Annotated in this window: 17 protein-coding genes; 2 read left to right on the forward strand and 15 right to left on the reverse strand. The window is 48.0% G+C overall.

Annotated features, from left to right (window positions below; all coding sequences use genetic code 11):
• Positions 1-39 precede the first annotated feature (39 nt).
• From FZD51_RS21090 to FZD51_RS21155, 15 genes are all read right to left on the reverse strand, one after another.
• Entirely contained in the window at positions 40-327 is a 288-nt protein-coding gene (locus tag FZD51_RS21090) for a DUF1292 domain-containing protein (RefSeq protein WP_009791701.1), read from the reverse strand.
• Between the two features lie 12 nt (positions 328-339).
• Positions 340-756 carry a Holliday junction resolvase RuvX gene (gene ruvX, locus FZD51_RS21095; RefSeq protein ID WP_148976552.1) on the reverse strand — a complete coding sequence of 139 codons (417 nt, stop codon included), beginning with the start codon at positions 754-756 and terminating at the stop codon, positions 340-342.
• Positions 757-762: 6 nt separating this feature from the next.
• Positions 763-1,029, reverse strand: coding sequence for an IreB family regulatory phosphoprotein (locus FZD51_RS21100; RefSeq protein ID WP_009796225.1), 267 nt, complete (start codon positions 1,027-1,029; stop codon positions 763-765).
• Positions 1,030-1,156: 127 nt separating this feature from the next.
• The gene (gene alaS / locus FZD51_RS21105; RefSeq protein WP_148976553.1) at positions 1,157-3,790 is read right to left on the reverse strand and encodes an alanine--tRNA ligase; all 2,634 of its coding nucleotides are present in this window, start codon (positions 3,788-3,790) and stop codon (positions 1,157-1,159) included.
• A gap of 418 nt (positions 3,791-4,208) precedes the next feature.
• On the reverse strand, positions 4,209-5,279 hold the full coding sequence (locus FZD51_RS21110; protein ID WP_094766995.1) for an AI-2E family transporter: 1,071 nt from the start codon (positions 5,277-5,279) through the stop codon (positions 4,209-4,211).
• Between the two features lie 73 nt (positions 5,280-5,352).
• Positions 5,353-5,487 (reverse strand): YrzQ family protein, encoded by a 135-nt coding sequence (locus tag FZD51_RS21115; protein WP_022544219.1) that lies wholly within the window; start codon positions 5,485-5,487, stop codon positions 5,353-5,355.
• Positions 5,488-5,504: 17 nt separating this feature from the next.
• Entirely contained in the window at positions 5,505-5,696 is a 192-nt protein-coding gene (locus FZD51_RS21120) for a hypothetical protein (protein WP_009796221.1), read from the reverse strand.
• A 55-nt stretch (positions 5,697-5,751) separates the two neighbouring features.
• Complete coding sequence (locus FZD51_RS21125; RefSeq protein WP_148976554.1) at positions 5,752-6,225, reverse strand: PRC-barrel domain-containing protein; 474 nt, start codon at positions 6,223-6,225, stop codon at positions 5,752-5,754.
• Between the two features lie 120 nt (positions 6,226-6,345).
• Positions 6,346-6,507, reverse strand: a complete 162-nt coding sequence (locus FZD51_RS26310; protein WP_187445849.1) for a hypothetical protein — start codon at positions 6,505-6,507, stop codon at positions 6,346-6,348.
• A 61-nt stretch (positions 6,508-6,568) separates the two neighbouring features.
• Positions 6,569-8,989: an SF1B family DNA helicase RecD2 gene (gene recD2, locus FZD51_RS21130; RefSeq protein ID WP_148976565.1), complete on the reverse strand. Its 2,421-nt coding sequence runs from the start codon at positions 8,987-8,989 to the stop codon at positions 6,569-6,571.
• Positions 8,990-9,032: 43 nt separating this feature from the next.
• Positions 9,033-9,683: a tetratricopeptide repeat protein gene (locus tag FZD51_RS21135; protein WP_148976555.1), complete on the reverse strand. Its 651-nt coding sequence runs from the start codon at positions 9,681-9,683 to the stop codon at positions 9,033-9,035.
• A gap of 200 nt (positions 9,684-9,883) precedes the next feature.
• Positions 9,884-10,996 carry a tRNA 2-thiouridine(34) synthase MnmA gene (gene mnmA / locus FZD51_RS21140; protein ID WP_094766992.1) on the reverse strand — a complete coding sequence of 371 codons (1,113 nt, stop codon included), beginning with the start codon at positions 10,994-10,996 and terminating at the stop codon, positions 9,884-9,886.
• A 90-nt stretch (positions 10,997-11,086) separates the two neighbouring features.
• Positions 11,087-12,229, reverse strand: a complete 1,143-nt coding sequence (locus FZD51_RS21145) for a cysteine desulfurase family protein (protein ID WP_148976556.1) — start codon at positions 12,227-12,229, stop codon at positions 11,087-11,089.
• Between the two features lie 94 nt (positions 12,230-12,323).
• Entirely contained in the window at positions 12,324-12,743 is a 420-nt protein-coding gene (gene cymR, locus FZD51_RS21150) for a cysteine metabolism transcriptional regulator CymR (RefSeq protein WP_009796213.1), read from the reverse strand.
• Entirely contained in the window at positions 12,740-13,432 is a 693-nt protein-coding gene (locus FZD51_RS21155) for a YczE/YyaS/YitT family protein (protein ID WP_148976557.1), read from the reverse strand. Before FZD51_RS21155 ends, cymR begins: the two co-directional genes overlap by 4 nt.
• Before the next feature lie 246 nt (positions 13,433-13,678).
• Between FZD51_RS21155 and FZD51_RS21160 the strand changes: the two genes are divergently transcribed.
• Positions 13,679-14,950, forward strand: coding sequence for a replication-associated recombination protein A (locus FZD51_RS21160; RefSeq protein ID WP_148976558.1), 1,272 nt, complete (start codon positions 13,679-13,681; stop codon positions 14,948-14,950).
• 106 nt (positions 14,951-15,056) lie between these two features.
• On the forward strand, positions 15,057-15,539 hold the full coding sequence (locus FZD51_RS21165) for a Myb-like DNA-binding domain-containing protein (RefSeq protein ID WP_148976559.1): 483 nt from the start codon (positions 15,057-15,059) through the stop codon (positions 15,537-15,539).
• Positions 15,540-16,682 lie beyond the last annotated feature (1,143 nt).

A 16,682-nucleotide genomic window follows, 5' to 3' on the forward strand; every position in this document is an offset into this window, starting at 1 on the left:
AGACAGAAAAACCGGCCCCTCTCAGGACCGGTCCAATTCTTATTCTTCGCCTTCTTCTTCATCAAGGAAGGTATTGAGCATTTCCTCAATCATATCCCACTCTTCATCTGTTTCAACCGGCAGCAGGTCGCCTTCTTCACTTTCCCCGGGAACATAAGCAGAAGCATGGATCTCGATGTCATCCTGATCATCTTCATCTGCTCCTACAGGATAGTATAATACGTAAGACTTGCCAAATTCCTCAGAGTCGAATGTGAAGAGCACCTCACATAATTGTTCGTTGCCGTCTTCATCTACGATTGTAATGTTCTTTTCTCCGTGTTCCATTATGCCACCTCATCATTTCCGGCTGTCCAGATATCCTTGGAGGATCATGCTGGCAGCCATTTTATCGATTACTTTTTTCCTTTTTTTCCTGCTTACATCAGCTTCAAGCAGAACGCGTTCTGCTGCCATTGTAGTCAGGCGTTCATCCCAAAGGACGACAGGGAGCCCGAAGAGCCTTTCAAGCTCGCCGGCAAAAAACTGGCTTGCTTCTCCCCGGAAACCAATCGTCCCGTTCATGTTCTTCGGGAGGCCCACCACAATGGTGCTGACATCGTACTCTTTAATTATTTTACCTAATTGATCAAAACCAAACTCTTTTTCTTCTTCATTAATGCGGATGGTCTCCAATCCCTGCGCAGTCCAGCCAAGCTCATCGCTCAGCGCTACGCCTACAGTCTTGGAACCCACATCCAGCCCCATGCTTCTCATAATAGTCTATCCCTCTCGCTGCTGCTTTAAATACGATTTGACCAATTCTTCAATTATCTCGTCCCGTTCAAGTTTCCGGATGATATTTCGTGCATCTTTATGGCGCGGGATGTATGCAGGATCTCCTGAAAGAAGGTACCCGACAATCTGGTTAATGGGGTTGTACCCTTTTTCTTGAAGTGCTTCATAGACTTGCAGAAGAACATCATTGACATCATGTTCAAATGGCTCCTCAGGAAAATTGAATCTCATTGTCTTATCAAATGAGCTCATCACATTACACCTCGCTTTTCTGCATTGCGGCCGGAACCGGCACAGCTCATGAAGCTTGTACCGGCTTTTCGGCCCCGCACAGCAAATGTTAATAGTTACCTACATTCTACACTACTTTCAAACGATATCAAACGGATTTTACCCATTCTTCCACAAATTGAAGCGCACTTTCCAGTTTTTCAGGATCTTTTCCGCCTGCCTGTGCCATATCCGGACGGCCGCCGCCTCCTCCGCCGCAGCGTGCTGCCACCTCTTTGATGACTTTTCCGGCATGATAGCCTTTTTCGATATAGTCCTTTGTCACAGCTGCGATGAGATTCACTTTCCCTTCATTCACACTGCCAAGCACGACAACTGCCGAACCGAGCTTCTGCTTCAGGTCATCCGCCATATTGCGGAGGTTGTTCATATCTGCTGCCTGAACCTTTGCGGCCAGATACGTGATCCCATTCTCTTCCTTGGCTTTTGAAACAAGGCTTCCAGCTTCAATATTGCCCAATTTGGCCGAAAGGGATTCATTTTCGCGCTGAAGCTGCCTCATTTCGCCGAGAAGTGCATCCACCCTGGAAGCCACATCCCTCGGGCTCGATTTCAGTGAAGCTGCGGCTTCGGTCAGGATATTGACCTGTTCTTTAAGAAGCTTGTAAGCTGCTTCGCCAGTCGCTGCTTCAATCCTTCTTGTTCCTGCGCCAATTCCGCTTTCAGAGATAATCTTGAACAAACCAATGGCCGACGTATTGCGGACATGGCATCCGCCGCAGAGCTCAAGGCTGTAATCGCCCACTTGGACCACTCTGACAACATCTCCGTATTTCTCTCCGAATAATGCCATTGCCCCCATTGCCTTCGCTTCATCGATCCCTTTGTTTTCTATGGCGACATTCAGGCTGCTCCAGATCTTTTCATTGACGATTTCTTCGATTTTTTCCAGTTCATCTTCCTTCACTTGCCCGAAATGGGAGAAGTCAAAGCGAAGTCGTTCCGGACCAACAAGTGAGCCAGCCTGGTTTACATGCGTGCCAAGCACATCCTTGAGAGCCTGGTGCAATAGATGGGTAGCTGTATGGTTCTTAATCACTTTGTTGCGGGAATCCGGATTGACTTCCGCCGTGACGCCGGCTCCGGTTTCCAGAATGCCGCTTTCCACGACTGCACTATGCAGGTTCTGGCCGTTCGGCGCTTTTTGGACATCTTTGATGATGACTTTAACCCCTTCGCCTTCAAGAACGCCTTTATCGGCAATCTGCCCGCCGCTTTCTGCATAGAATGGAGTCTCGTCAAGAATCAGCTGCACTTCTTCGCCTGCCCCGGCTGCTTCGGCCACTTGCCCGTCCTTGATGATGACAGCGACGACAGACTTCGTTTCAAGTCCCTCATAGCCGACGAACCGGCTTTCAGTCTTGATGTCGCCAAGCACACCTTCCTGGACCTTCATAGACCCGACGTCCTGGCGTGCTGTACGCGCGCGTTCACGCTGGCCTTCCATTTCAGCTTCAAAGCCGTCCTGGTCGATCTTCATGCCTTCTTCTTCGGCATATTCCTCTGTCAGTTCAACAGGGAACCCGTAAGTGTCATAGAGGCGGAATACGTCCGTGCCCGGAATGATATTGCTGCCCTTTTCTTTTTCCTTCTTAATGACGGATGAAAGGATGGAAAGGCCGTCATTCAAAGTCTCGTGGAAGCGCTCTTCTTCATTCTTGATGACCTTTTTGATGAATTCGGCCTTTTCTGTTACCTGCGGGTAAAAGTCTGCCATGATTTCCCCGACAACATCTACCAGCTCAAACATGAATGGGCGGTTAATATTGATCTGCTTTGCATAGCGGACTGCCCTGCGAAGGAGCCTGCGCAGTACATACCCTCTGCCTTCATTGGAAGGAAGGGCACCGTCCCCGATTGCAAATGCAACTGTTCTTATATGGTCAGCAATAACCTTTAACGCTGTGTCCTGTTCATTGCTTTCTCCATACTTGCTTCCTGAAATCTTCTCCACTGCATGGATGATCGGCATGAACAGATCTGTATCAAAGTTTGTTGCCACATTCTGGACAACAGATGCCATGCGTTCAAGACCCATGCCTGTATCAATGTTCTTTTTTGGAAGCGGTGTATAGGTGCCGTCCGGATTATGGTTGAACTCGGAGAATACCAGGTTCCAGACCTCGAGATAACGCTCATTCTCCCCCCCTGGATAAAGCTCAGGATCATTTTGGCCATCCCCATACTCTGGTCCCCTGTCATAGAAGATCTCGGTGTTCGGGCCGCTCGGGCCTTCCCCGATATCCCAGAAGTTGCCCTCAAGGCGGATAATCCTTTCTTCAGGCACTCCGATTTTATTCGTCCAGATGCTGAAGGCTTCTTCATCTTCCGGATGGATGGTGACTGACAGCTTTTCTTTGTCAAATCCAATCCAGCGCTCATCTGTCAGGAACTCCCATGCCCAGTCGATTGCTTCTTCCTTAAAATAGTCGCCGATGGAGAAGTTCCCCAGCATTTCAAAGAAAGTGTGGTGGCGCGCCGTTTTGCCGACATTCTCGATATCATTTGTGCGGATTGATTTTTGGGCGTTGGTAATCCTTGGGTTTTCCGGTATCACCCTGCCATCAAAATACTTCTTCAATGTTGCCACACCGCTGTTGATCCATAGCAATGAAGGATCATCGTGGGGCACAAGTGGCGCACTCGGTTCTACAGAATGGCCTTTTTCCTTGAAAAATTCTAAAAACAGCCGGCGTATTTCTGAACCTGTAAGATTTCTCATTAGAATTTCCTCCTGATCTTATTTTGCCGCCATTGCTTCAAGTGCAGGGCAGCGAAGAATTCTTTAAAAACAACACAAAAAGCCCTCATCCCTGGACAGGGACGAGAGCTTGCTCGCGGTACCACCCTGATTACGAAAGTAAACTTTCGTCTCTCAAGCTCCTTAACGCGGAGAACGGCAGGGATTAGCTGCACTCAGGATTAGCGTTCTGTTATTCTTCATCCGGAATCCTTTCAGCCGCGGAATTCCTCTCTGGTGCACCACTTAAAAAAGAGATGCCAGGATGGTCTATAACATACTCGATCCTTCTTCATGTTGTTCTTGTCTTCAATTATCGTATAGTCGCATTATACTGATATGAAAATTGATTTGTCAATCTGTTCTTTTCAGGCGGCTTCATTTTTACTCCTGACATCCGCTATTCGGCTGCCGGTTTTGCTGTAAAATGCCTTCTCGCATGGATGGCGCCTACTTTAAGGACGGCCAGCACTGGAACTGCCAATATAAGGCCGGCAACACCGGCGATTTCCCCGCCTGCCAGCAGGGAAAACATAATAAGGAGCGGATGCATATGCAGGCTCTTGCCTACAATCAGCGGAGACAGGATGTTTCCTTCCAGGAATTGAAGCACCATGACGATGACTGCCGCAAAAATGATCATTTTCACTGACATGGTAGAAGCTATCAGTACAGCCGGCACCGCCCCGATGATCGGGCCGAAATAAGGTATAACATTCGTTGCCCCGATGATTGCCCCCAAAAGAAGCGGATACTTTATGCCGGCAATCCAGAAGAACAGGGAACTCAACGCACCGATGACTGCACATACAAGCAGCTGCCCCCGTATATAGCTTCCCAATGATTTATCAGCATCCCGCAGGAACAGGCTTCCGCTTTCCCTCCATTTTTTTGGCGTGAGATACCAGACTGCTTTTTTCATCAGCAGGAAGTCCTTCAGCATATAAAAGGATATAAACGGAATAATGATCAGAATCAAAGCAAAGTTCAGGATAGCCCCTGCAAATGCCATCGCCCTTGAGAGAAGCCTGTCAAGAGAGGCTTCGAGCGACTGGATTCCTTCATCGATCCTGAGCTGGACAGGCTCTGGCCATTGGGACGTCTTCGACTGGAGAAGAAGGAGCCACTCCCGGTACTGGTCGGCCAGCTGCGGAGCGTGCTCAGCCAGGTCCCTGATCTGGACTATAATGGCCGGAAGCCCTTTGTAAAGCGCATAGCCTGCTCCCCCAAAGAAAAGGGTATAGATGATGATGACGGCCAGCCCGCGATGGAGGCCTGCTTCATGGAGACGCTCAACTACCGGATGAAGAAGATATGTAATAAACGCTGCAGCTGCAAATGGAAAGATAATAATAAAAAGCGTCCTGATGACCGGGAGCCACAACGGCTGAAGCTTTAAAAATGTAAATAAGACAATGAAAAGCAGCAGAAGGAAACCAAGCCTGTAAAACCATTTCAACCGGATATCCATTTTTCCCACCTCATTTGTAGTGTGAAGCAGGAAGCTTAAAATATGCAAAAATCCCCCGGAATGGGGGATAGAATCATGAAAATGAACGAACAATCCTGTTCTGCAGTTTCTTCATCTGCCTTGAAGACATGATGTCATTTTTTTGTATATAATTTTGGGCTGCCATGCCGGCGCCGATGAGAAGAGCTGTTGTCATTAGTCTGTTCATGCTGTCACCTCTTCTATTCATAGTATATAGCGGCGGTCATCTTCATCAAACAGGTCATCCAGGGAGCTCAGGGTCCCGTCTTCCTCTACCTGATGGGTGCTGATGACTCCTTTTGACAAGGACAGCTCAATGAAGCAGCTCCAGCAATAATATTGGTTGATCCCGATTTTTCCAATATCTTTGCTTTGGCAGTTAGGGCATTTTAACATATGGTGGACACCTCGCATTGTTTGGCAAGCCAGCCTGTTCAGAAAGAGCAAACGGCTAATTCTTAGCGTTAACAATGATGGCATCCTTTCCAAATGCAGGCGGTTCATCGGAATTGACTACCTTTTTTCCTTCGGTTATATCCGAAAAGAAGCCATCTGATAACTCATACCCTACAATCGTGCCCAATTCTTCCAGAAAATATACATCCTCCAGAAGGCCGAGCTGCTCCCCCTCATGGGAAATCAGCATCTTACCGCAGATCCGATGCTGATTTTCAAAGGTATACCCGGAAAGGCGTTTTACAGGAGAAAGCCCGGAAGTTGTTTTGATCATGACTCCGCCGCTGCCAAAGCTTGCAATGGATGCAAAGGGAATCAGAAAATTCTTTTTCAGGAATGCGCCTTTGCGGAGGAGAAGACCGGTGATGCTTCCTTCCTCTGAAATGCATATATCATGCACTTCACCGACTGAAGTCCCGTTCTCCATGTCAAAGACAGGCATCCCTTTCAGCAAGGAAAAAGTCCGCAAAGATCGTCCCACCTTCCCGAACATTATTATTGTCTGCCCACGCCCTTGAATTATGAGGCAAAAAATTTACCTTAACTAACAAAAAAACCTGCCAGGCGACTGCGCCGGACAGGTTCATTCTCATTCTTTTTCAGCTCTTTCAATGATTTCATTTCTTTCTCCGCCATCTGAAAGCTCTTCAGAAAATTGGAGTTCGTCTCCGTTTCCGATCAGCTCTGATGATTTAATTTCTGCTGCAGGGAGATTATTGTTCGGAGCGCTTTCCTTATTCCATTTTCTCATTTGCCAGCACCTCTATGACTGAAATAGTGATATTCTTCAGTCTGTTCAGGAGTCTGCCTGATTATGCTTTCTCTTCCAAAAAGTCATAAGGAGTGATGGATCCCATCCCGATCATTGGATCTGCATTCATGAGCTTTACTTCGTATGGGACGTCTTCCTCTTCTTCGCCTGCTTCTTCCTCTCCTGCCTGCACAGGAGCTTCCCCCAGTGCATCCTGAAGCCGTTTTGTCAGGGAAGTCAGCCTTGCCTGCTCATCCGCCCTCTGCACCCCGGTTCTCAAGGCTGATTCTTCCCCGCAAAGGATGAGAAACTGCCTGCTTCTCGTAATGGCTGTATAAATCAGGTTCCTTCTGAGCATGCGGTAATAGCTCCGCACGATCGGCATAATGACAATCGGAAACTCGCTTCCCTGTGATTTATGGACAGAGCAGCAGTAGGCAAGCGTAATCTGGCTGAGGTCCTGCCTCGTATAGGTTGCTTCGTTCCCATCAAAAGAAACGACAATCATATCCTGCTTTTCGGTATTTTCCTTTGCATAAAAGACAGATACAATTTCGCCCATATCTCCGTTAAATACGTTATTTTCCGGCTGGTTGACCAGCTGAAGGACCTTATCGCCCACCCTGTATTTCACATCGCCGAACGAAAGCTCCTTCCGGGTGCCGTCAGGGTTGGGGTTTAAAATTTCCTGAAGGATCTTATTCAGATTATCAATTCCTGCCGGCCCCCTGTACATAGGGGCGAGGACCTGAATGTCCCTGGACCTGTAGCCTTTTTTCCTGGCATTCAGGACTACCTTTTCAACCACATCGGCAATCTGGGCAGGGCTGCACTTAAGGAATGATCGGTCGGCCTGCTGCACCGCGATATCATCAGGAAGACCGCCTTTTTTGATTTCGTGCGCCAGCTCAATGATGGATGAGCCTTCTGCCTGCCGGTAAATATCTGTCAGCCTGACAGTGGGCACTTTTTCTGAAAGAAGGAGATCCTTCAGCACCTGGCCGGGTCCGACTGAAGGCAGCTGGTCTTCATCTCCTACCAGGATGACCTGGATGTTTTCCGGCAAAGCCTTGAACAGCTTGTTCGCCAGCCAGATGTCAACCATGGAGGTTTCATCGACTATCAGGATTTTCCCTTCCAGCGGATTGTCTTCATGGTGGTCAAAGCCTTCGGTTCCATTCCAGCCGAGCAGCCTGTGAATCGTTACAGCAGGAAGGCCGGTCGATTCGGACATCCTCTTGGCTGCCCTTCCTGTCGGGGCGGCCAGAAGGAACGGGAAAGGCTCTTCCTTTTTATAATCCTTCGGTTCCAGTGAGCAGCCATGCAGCTCAGCGTACAGTTCGACAATGCCTTTGATGACTGTCGTCTTTCCCGTTCCCGGTCCCCCCGTCAGGATAAGCATCGGACTCATCAGAGCGGTCTGGATTGCTTCTTTTTGCGAAGGGGCGTACTGCACACCTATCCTTTCCTCAAGGCTGCCAAGGGCAAGCAGGAACTCCGACTCAGGGAATTGTTCATCATACTCGGTCTGCTGCAGCAGCCGCTTGATGCTCGTTACAAGCCCCTTTTCAGCAAAATAAAGGGAAGGCAGATAAATCTGCTTGTCTTCTGCCATGATCTTGCCTTCTTCTTCGAGTTTGATGACTTCCTGCGAAATGGAGCTGTATTCAATCTGATCACGTTTATTTTCTTCAAGAAGCGACCTGGCTTTTTCCAGGAGGGTGCGGGCATGCACATAAACATTTCCGTTCTGCATGCTTTCTGTTTCCAGGATATACAGGCATGCCGCCTTGATGCGGTCAGGATGGCTTCCTGAAATGCCAAGCTGGTAACCAAGCTCATCCGCCCTGCCGAAACCGATGCCTTCAATATCCTCAACCAGCTTGTATGGATTGGTCTGCAGAAGCTGGACGGTCTCATCCTTGTACATCTGATATATCTTCATGCTCAGCTGGGGGCCGAAGCCATACTGATTCAGTGCAATCATTGCCTGTTCCAGACCCTGATGCTCCATAAGTGTGTCGTAAAGGAGCTTTGCTTTTTCAGAAGGAAGTTTCGGGATCTCGTCCAGTAGGGAGGGCTGGTTGAGGATTCTGGAAATCGCATTCTCCCCGAGTTTATCTACGATAGATTCAGCCGTCTTTTTCCCGATGCCTTTAAAAAGCTCGCCGGAAAGATAGCCTACTACGCCCTGCTTGGTCTGGGGGATATCCTTCCGGAAATGATTCGCCAAGAACTGAAGGCCGAATTTCGGGTGCTCCTTGAATTCCCCATAGAAAATATACGATTCATGGTCATGCACCTTCGGGAAATAGCCTGTGATGACAGCTTCCTTGTCGTCATATTCATGATTCGTCTCTTCCACCCGGATCCGGAGCACTGTATATAGATTTGATTCATTATGAAAAATAGTCACAAGATGCTTCCCTTTGATGAATTTGCCCTGTTCGGCAAAAAGATCCAGAGAATCCTGCTTCTCCATCATTATTCCCCCTTCCTAAAAGCAGGCTGATTTTTTCGGTTTGTCAGCTTTTTTCAATCAATTTCCTGCCATATCCAGCAAGCATGTGATCCGGCTGGATTTCCAGTGCTTTATCGAACATAGAAAGCGCCTTTTCAGCTTCTTCCTTGAATCCATAAGCTACACCGAGGTTGTAATAGCCATCGGCATGATCAGGGTCTATTTCCACACAGCGGCTGAACTGGACGATTGCCTCGTCAATTAATTCCTGCTGGGCCAGGCAGAGTCCGTACTGAAAGTGCGCTTCAGCATCAGCATCATTCAATTCAGTACTTCTTTGCAGGTAAGGCAGAGCCAGCCTGGCCTGGTCCAGCTGCATCAGTGTAAGCCCGAGCATGAAATAGTTATCGGCTGATTCGAGCCCCTTTCGCATTGCCTGTTCAAACATATTTTTGGCGGAATCCAGCTGGTCCGCTTCGAAATAAAGATTGCCTGCGCTGTAATAGGCAGCAGCGGCATTTTCATCAATTTCAATGGCCTTTTCATAGAATTTAAGGGCTTGTTCGTTTTCCCCTGCTGCGGCAAGAACATTGCCTAAATTAATATAAGAAACAGGATCAGCAGCATTTTCACTAATAGCCTCCATAAAGACCTTGGCCGCTTCCTCCCATTTCCCTTCCCTCATAAGCTCGATTCCATGCTGATTTTTATCCATGTAAACCACTCTCCATCTATGTAATGCAAGGAGGCACGCGCTGACGGCGTCCACCCTGTTCCTTAAAAAGCAAAATTGCACCATAAAGGCGTCTGCAGAAATTATATCATAATGAGGCGGCTGATTTCCGCTAGGCCAAGCACCCTTACGATATTTCACTCCAAAAGAAAGCCCCGATTCCAACTGGACCGGGGCACTGCTCAGCCGACATATGTCAGCATTTGTTCATTGTTGAATACGCGGTCGATTGTTCCGCCTCCAAGGCAGACTTCGCCATCATAAAACACGACAGCCTGGCCAGGTGTAACAGCTCTGATAGGCGAATGGAAGGTTACCTTTGCCTGTCCATTCTCAAGCAGTGTGACTGTTACTGAATTATCCGGCTGGCGGTATCTGAATTTTGCTGTGCACTCGAAAGTTTCGCCCGGTGCTTTTGAAACCCAGCTGACCTTGTCAGCAATGATGGAATCAGAATAGAGCTTTTCATTGTCGAAGCCCTGGCCAACGTATAAAACATTGCGCTTCAGGTCCTTCCCGATAACAAACCAGGGATCGCCTGCACCGCCGATGCCAAGTCCATGGCGCTGGCCGATTGTATAATACATCAAGCCGTCATGTCTCCCTACCGTTTCGCCTTCCATTGTTTCCATGCTGCCGGGCTGTGCAGGCAGATAGTTGCCAAGGAACTCTTTGAAATTGCGTTCGCCAATAAAGCAGATTCCTGTACTGTCCTTTTTTGCAGCTGTGGCAAGACCGGCCTTCTTGGCGATTTCCCTTACCTCGGATTTCTCTATGCTGCCGATCGGGAACATGACCTTGGAAAGCTGCTCTTCAGTGAGCTGGTTCAGGAAGTAAGTCTGATCTTTATTTTCATCAAGTCCGCGCAGCATCTTCACGCCATTTTCCCCATGTTCCACTCTCGCATAATGCCCTGTTGCGAGGTAATCTGCGCCAAGGCTCATCGCGTGCTCAAGAAACGCTTTGAATTTAATTTCCTTATTGCACATCACATCAGGATTTGGCGTGCGGCCTGCTTTATATTCATCAAGAAAATACGTAAATACTTTATCCCAATACTGTTTTTCGAAATTAACAGCATAATAAGGGATGCCAATCTGGTTGCAGACCCTGATGACATCTTCATAGTCTTCTGTTGCGGTACAGACGCCGTTCTCGTCCGTATCGTCCCAGTTTTTCATAAAAATGCCGATCACATCATAGCCCTGCTCTTTAAGAAGCAGTGCGGCCACAGATGAATCGACACCTCCTGACATTCCGACGACTACCCGGGTATCTTTAGGGGATTTTGCCATCTTCCTCACCTCTCTTGTGTTTCGGCTTTTATCGTAAAGGGCAGAAATATTTCCTTCTCCCCTTTGGCTGCTGCAAATATGACAGAGAGCTTATTTCCTAAGCCTCTGGATGATTTTTGCGGTTTCTTCCCCGGCTTTTGCAATCTGCTCCACGGAATTTGTAAATCCGAAGCTGAAGCGGATCGAATTGGCCAGCCGTCCGGAATTCTTTCCAAACATGGCTACAAGGACATGCGACGGATCAATCGATCCTGCTGTGCAGGCTGAGCCGCTTGATGCGGCAATTCCTGCCAGATCGAGATTAACGAGCATGCTTTCGACGTTAGTTCCGGGAAAGCTTAAGTTTAAAACATGGGGGAGCGTGTTATCAAGTAATCCGTTCGGGCAGAATTCCACACCGGCTTCCTCAAGCTTTGACATGAACACCCGCTTGAATTCACGGTATTTCCGGACATTTTCCTCCCTGTTTTCGGAGGCAATGCTGACAGCTTCCTGAAAACCGGCTATAGAAGCAACATTCTCCGTGCCTGCACGGCGCTTCCTTTCCTGTTCCCCGCCATACATCCTCGGTGAAAAAAGCTTTGCAGCCTTGTTTTTATAAAGGAAGCCGATCCCTTTTGGCCCATTGATTTTGTGGGCCGATACTGAAAGGAAATCCACATTCAGTTCACTTACATCCAGTTTTTCCAGCCCGTATGCCTGGACAGCATCAGTATGGAAATAGGCAGGATGATCCTTCAGAAGGGCACCAATTTCCCTGATCGGCTGGATGGTCCCGACCTCGTTATTGCCGTACATGATTGTCACGAGAATCGTGTCATCCCTCAGCGCTTTCCGGACATCTTCCACTTTTACAATCCCGGTTTCACCTACAGGGAGATAAGTGACTTCAAAGCCCTGCTGTTCAAGCTGCCTGCAGGTATGGAGCACTGCATGGTGTTCAATCTCAGTTGTTATGATATGCCCTCCGTCCGGGCGGCCTGCAGCAGTTCCAAGGATTGCCAGGTTATCAGCTTCTGTGCCCCCGCTCGTGAAGATGATATCAGTTGCATGCGCACCGATGCTCCTGGCAAGGGATTCCCTTGCTTCATCGACAATATTCCGTGCACTTCTGCCATAAAAATGGATGCTCGACGGGTTCCCGAAATCTGACTGCATTACTTCAAGCATCCGCTCAATGACGCGCGGATGCATGGGAGAGGTTGCAGCATGATCAATATAAATTCTATCCAATCCATTCACCTTCTAATTGAATTCCTTTTATACAGCTATGCCCAGCTGTGTGTTTTTTAAAATCCAGCCCGCTGGCAAAAAGCTGGTGCCGGGACTAAATATAAAACATATAAGCATCAGATTCGCCGCTGTCCGTATGGTTTGCCAGATCCTCCAGCGTCGTGCTGTCCAGCACTTCCTTGACAGCATCCCTGATCCTCATCCAAAGCTCTCTTTTCGCAGGCTCTTCGTCTTCAATGCCTTCGACAGGACTGATCGGCCCTTCAAGCACCCTGATGATATCGCCTGAAGTGATATCGGCAGGCTCATGGCCAAGCACATATCCGCCATAGGCACCCCGAATGCTTCTGACAAGTCCGGCGTTGCGAAGCGGAGCAATCAGCTGCTCCAGATAGTGCTCGGAAAGATCATTTGTCTGGGCGATAGATTTCAAGGAGATCGGCCCTTCTCCATGTTTTTTAGCCAATTCAATCATAATAGTCAAGCCATAGCGGCCTTTAGTGGAAATTTTCATGAACTTGCACCTCGATCTTGTTCTTTTAATGAAGGAGCACTTATGCCTCCCTTTTTGCTGATCAGCTTTTCAAGCCATTTATCTGTCAAAGTCTGGCATTGCGGCAGGGCAAGCCCCACCAGCGGCCCGATGACGAGCGTATAAAGAATCGTCGCCCAGAAAATCGGTCCGCCGAGCAGCCAGCCTGCAGCCAGGACCAGCAGCTCCATAGCACCGCGGACATCGCGGATCTTCCGGCCTGTCTTGGCTGCCAGGGCAATCATCAAGCTGTCACGGGGCCCTGCCCCGAATTGGGCGGAGATATAAAGCCCCATTCCATAAGCATTAATAATGATGCCAGCGACAAGCATGACTATTTTTCCAGCCAGGCTGCCGGGAGTCTGCATGAAAGGCAGCATCATGTAAAAATCAATGAACACTCCGATTAAAAACATATTCAGAAAAGCCCCAAACTGGGGAATCTCCCCTGAAAGCAAGGCAGCGGCCGTCAGAATGACGAGCCCTACAATGATTGACCAGCTTCCAATCGTCAGGCCTGCCTGATAGAAAAGGCCGACATGGAGGACATCCCAGGGTGTTGCCCCAAGCTCGGCCTTTATAAGGAGCACGATGCCAAGGGCCATAACGAGAAGGCCTGAAAAAAACACTGCAAAACGGGGCCCTGTCTGCCCTTTTCTTTTCCTTATCATTGGTTTCTTCTGCTCCCTGTGCCAGAATGGCTTTTATATTAAATTTTACCAAAATGCTTAGTAATTATATAGACTTTTGACATTATAGCATATTTTCGTGTCTTTATGCAGAAGGCGCCTGCCCTTCTGCTGCCGGCAGGAGCCTTCCTTTTTCCTTTAGAAACCCATTTGCGGTACACTAATGATAAGAATCGGATCGGGAAACCGCTCATCCGCAATCAACTACATTGGCTGGAGAGATGCATAATGAATACCAAGCCGCTTGCCTTCCGCATGAGGCCTAGATCTATTGAAGATATTATCGGCCAGGAACATCTGGTCGGCGAAGGGAAAATCATATACAGAATGGTTAAGGCAAGACAGCTATCTTCCATGATCCTGTACGGGCCGCCGGGGATCGGAAAGACTTCCATAGCCAGCGCCATTGCCGGCAGCACACAATTTGCCTTCCGGACATTGAATGCTGTTACAAATAATAAGAAGGATATGGAAGTTGTGGCTGCTGAAGCCAAGATGTCCGGAAAAGTCATACTCCTCCTTGATGAGGTCCACCGCCTGGATAAGGCCAAGCAGGATTTTCTCCTTCCTTACCTGGAAAATGGGATGATCGTGCTGATCGGCGCCACAACAAGCAATCCTTACCATGCGATCAATCCTGCAATACGGAGCCGCTGCCAAATCTTTGAGCTTAAGCCGCTTTCTGAAGAGGATATCAAGAAAAGCCTGCTCAGAGCCCTGCAGGACAAAGAAAACGGCTTTGGAAATGAAAATGTCGAAATAGACGAAGATGCCCTGTCACATCTCGCCTCTTCTTCAAATGGGGACGTCCGCAGCTCCCTGAATGCCCTGGAGCTGGCTGTCCTGTCAACAGAAAAAGATGAAAGTGGAGTCATCAGCATTGCTCTTGGGACTGCCGAAGAATGCCTGCAGCGAAAAAGCTTTGCCCATGATAAGGACGGGGATGCACACTATGATGTGCTGTCAGGATTCCAAAAAAGCATACGAGGCAGCGATGTGAACGCCGCCCTTCATTATCTGGGAAGGCTGATTGAAGCCGGGGACCTTGTGAGCATCAGCAGAAGGCTGCTTGTCATTGCCTACGAAGATATCGGGCTTGCCAGCCCGCAGGCTGGCGCACGGACGCTCGCTGCCATTGAAACCGCGGAGAGGATCGGATTTCCGGAGGCGCGCATCCCCCTTGCCAACGCTGTCATAGAATTGTGTTTATCTCCGAAATCGAACTCAGCTTATTCTGCCCTTGATGCCGCACTTGCCGATATCCGCGCAGGCAAAAGCGGCGAAGTCCCTCAGCATCTGAAGGACGCCCATTACAAAGGTGCCAAGGAGCTTGGAAGAGGAATCGACTATAAATATCCGCATGATTATCCTGGAGGCTGGGTGAAGCAGCAGTACCTCCCTGATAAAATCAAAAACAAAATCTATTATGAGCCTAAAACAACCGGTAAATTCGAACAGGCCCTCTCAGCTATTTATGAAAAACTTAATAAAAGCAAATGAATGACTCTTACAAAAAGGGGCTGTCACAGTTAGGGACAGCCCCTTTTTTGAATAAGAACATCTGTGCAGGTGACGATAAAGAAATAAAGAAAAAGGAGGACGGAGCATGACAGCAAAAAATAAAAAATGGACTGCCGAAGAGGACCGGCTCCTTATGGAAGCAATGGAAGAAGGAACAAACCAGGGACGTACGAAACAGGCCTGCTATGAGGAAGCCGCCAAAAAGCTTGCAAGAACGGCTACTGCCTGCAGGGCAAGATATAACATCCTGCTGAAACACCAGGCCGCTCCCTCTGTGAAGCAGGATAATCGTGAAGATCCTGCTCTTGGAGATATCCTGGGCCTCAGAGATGGATTAGCATTCCTTCAAAAGCTGCAGTCCTTAATTCCGCTCATAAATGAACAAAAAGAACTGCAGGAGGAATCGGCCAAACTCGCAGAAAGAAACAAGCTCCTGGAAAAGGAATTAGAAGACAAACACCTTAAACTTCAGGAATACCTTCAGAAATATGAGGAAATGTTCGGGATACTGAAAGAAGCGGGGATCATGGCCGAGGAAGCTGGAATTGGGGTTAAAGTGATTCATTAAAATAATGTCTAATTTATAGTAACCAATTGGAATGGATTCAGATCTTTTCATTACCGAATAAAGTTATCAAACCCTGTTGATTGGAGTGCAAGGCACGTAGATTCCTCATAAAATGCATGCGCATTTTCTTCGTGCGATGTAAATTCAGAGAAGAGGATTCAATGTCCTGCGGGAAATAGCGGAAGAGTTGAGACCCCGCAGGAGCACAGCGAAGAGGAGGCTCAACTCCGCCCCGCGGAAAGCGAAGTGCCTGGAACGCAAATCAACAGCCCCCCTCTAAAAAGGAAAATTGATCCCAATGCAATCAAATATAATTTCCGAAAGGTATATAAGTGTTAAGATTTCCAACCAAAGGAACAAAAGACAGAGATAATGCCTTGTAATGAGGACTAAAAAATTTAATAGTAAATCCTAGCACTCCCGAACAAAGTTATGAACCCTGTTGATTGGAGTGGAAGGCACGTAGACTCCTGCGGGATTGCAGCGGCAGAGCTGAGACCCCGCAGGAGGGACGACGAGGAGGCTCAGCGCCGCCCCGCGGAAAGCGAAGTGCCTGGAACGCAAATCAACAGCCCCCTCTAAAAAGGAAAATTTATTCTCAAATGCTCCCTCAACATAATACTTCATTTGCTAATGCCTCCAACCGAAGAACCAAAAGACTGAGATCATGCCTTATTTGTAAGCACTAAAAGATTTTAATTTAGGATCTTAGCACTGCCGAATAAAGTTAAAAACCCTGTTGATTGGAGTGCAAGGCACGCAGACTCCTCATAAAATGCATGCGCATTTTCTTCGTGCGATGTAAATTCAGAGAAGAGGATTCAATGTCCTGCGGGAAATAGCGGAAGAGTTGAGACCCCACAGGAGCACAGCGAGGGCACTGAAAAAGTACATTTCAATAAAAACATTAAACTCTTATACAGTAATGAATTCATTCATTTACCGGTTATCAAGGTGAACTTCTTTTTTTAGCAGTTGAAGGTTGATTTTTCAACTTTCAACTGCTTTTTTATTTTATAATATGGCTAACAACAATTTCTAGGTGGTATCCAAATGATTTCCTTTCAAGAATCGCTCCCTCTAAGCCCATATATAGCTATCTATGATGTCGTTATCCCCAAAGATAATATGCTTCGCCAAATA

Source organism: Bacillus infantis (genome assembly GCF_008180445.1).
Lineage (GTDB): Bacteria > Bacillota > Bacilli > Bacillales > Cytobacillaceae > Bacillus_AB > Bacillus_AB infantis_B.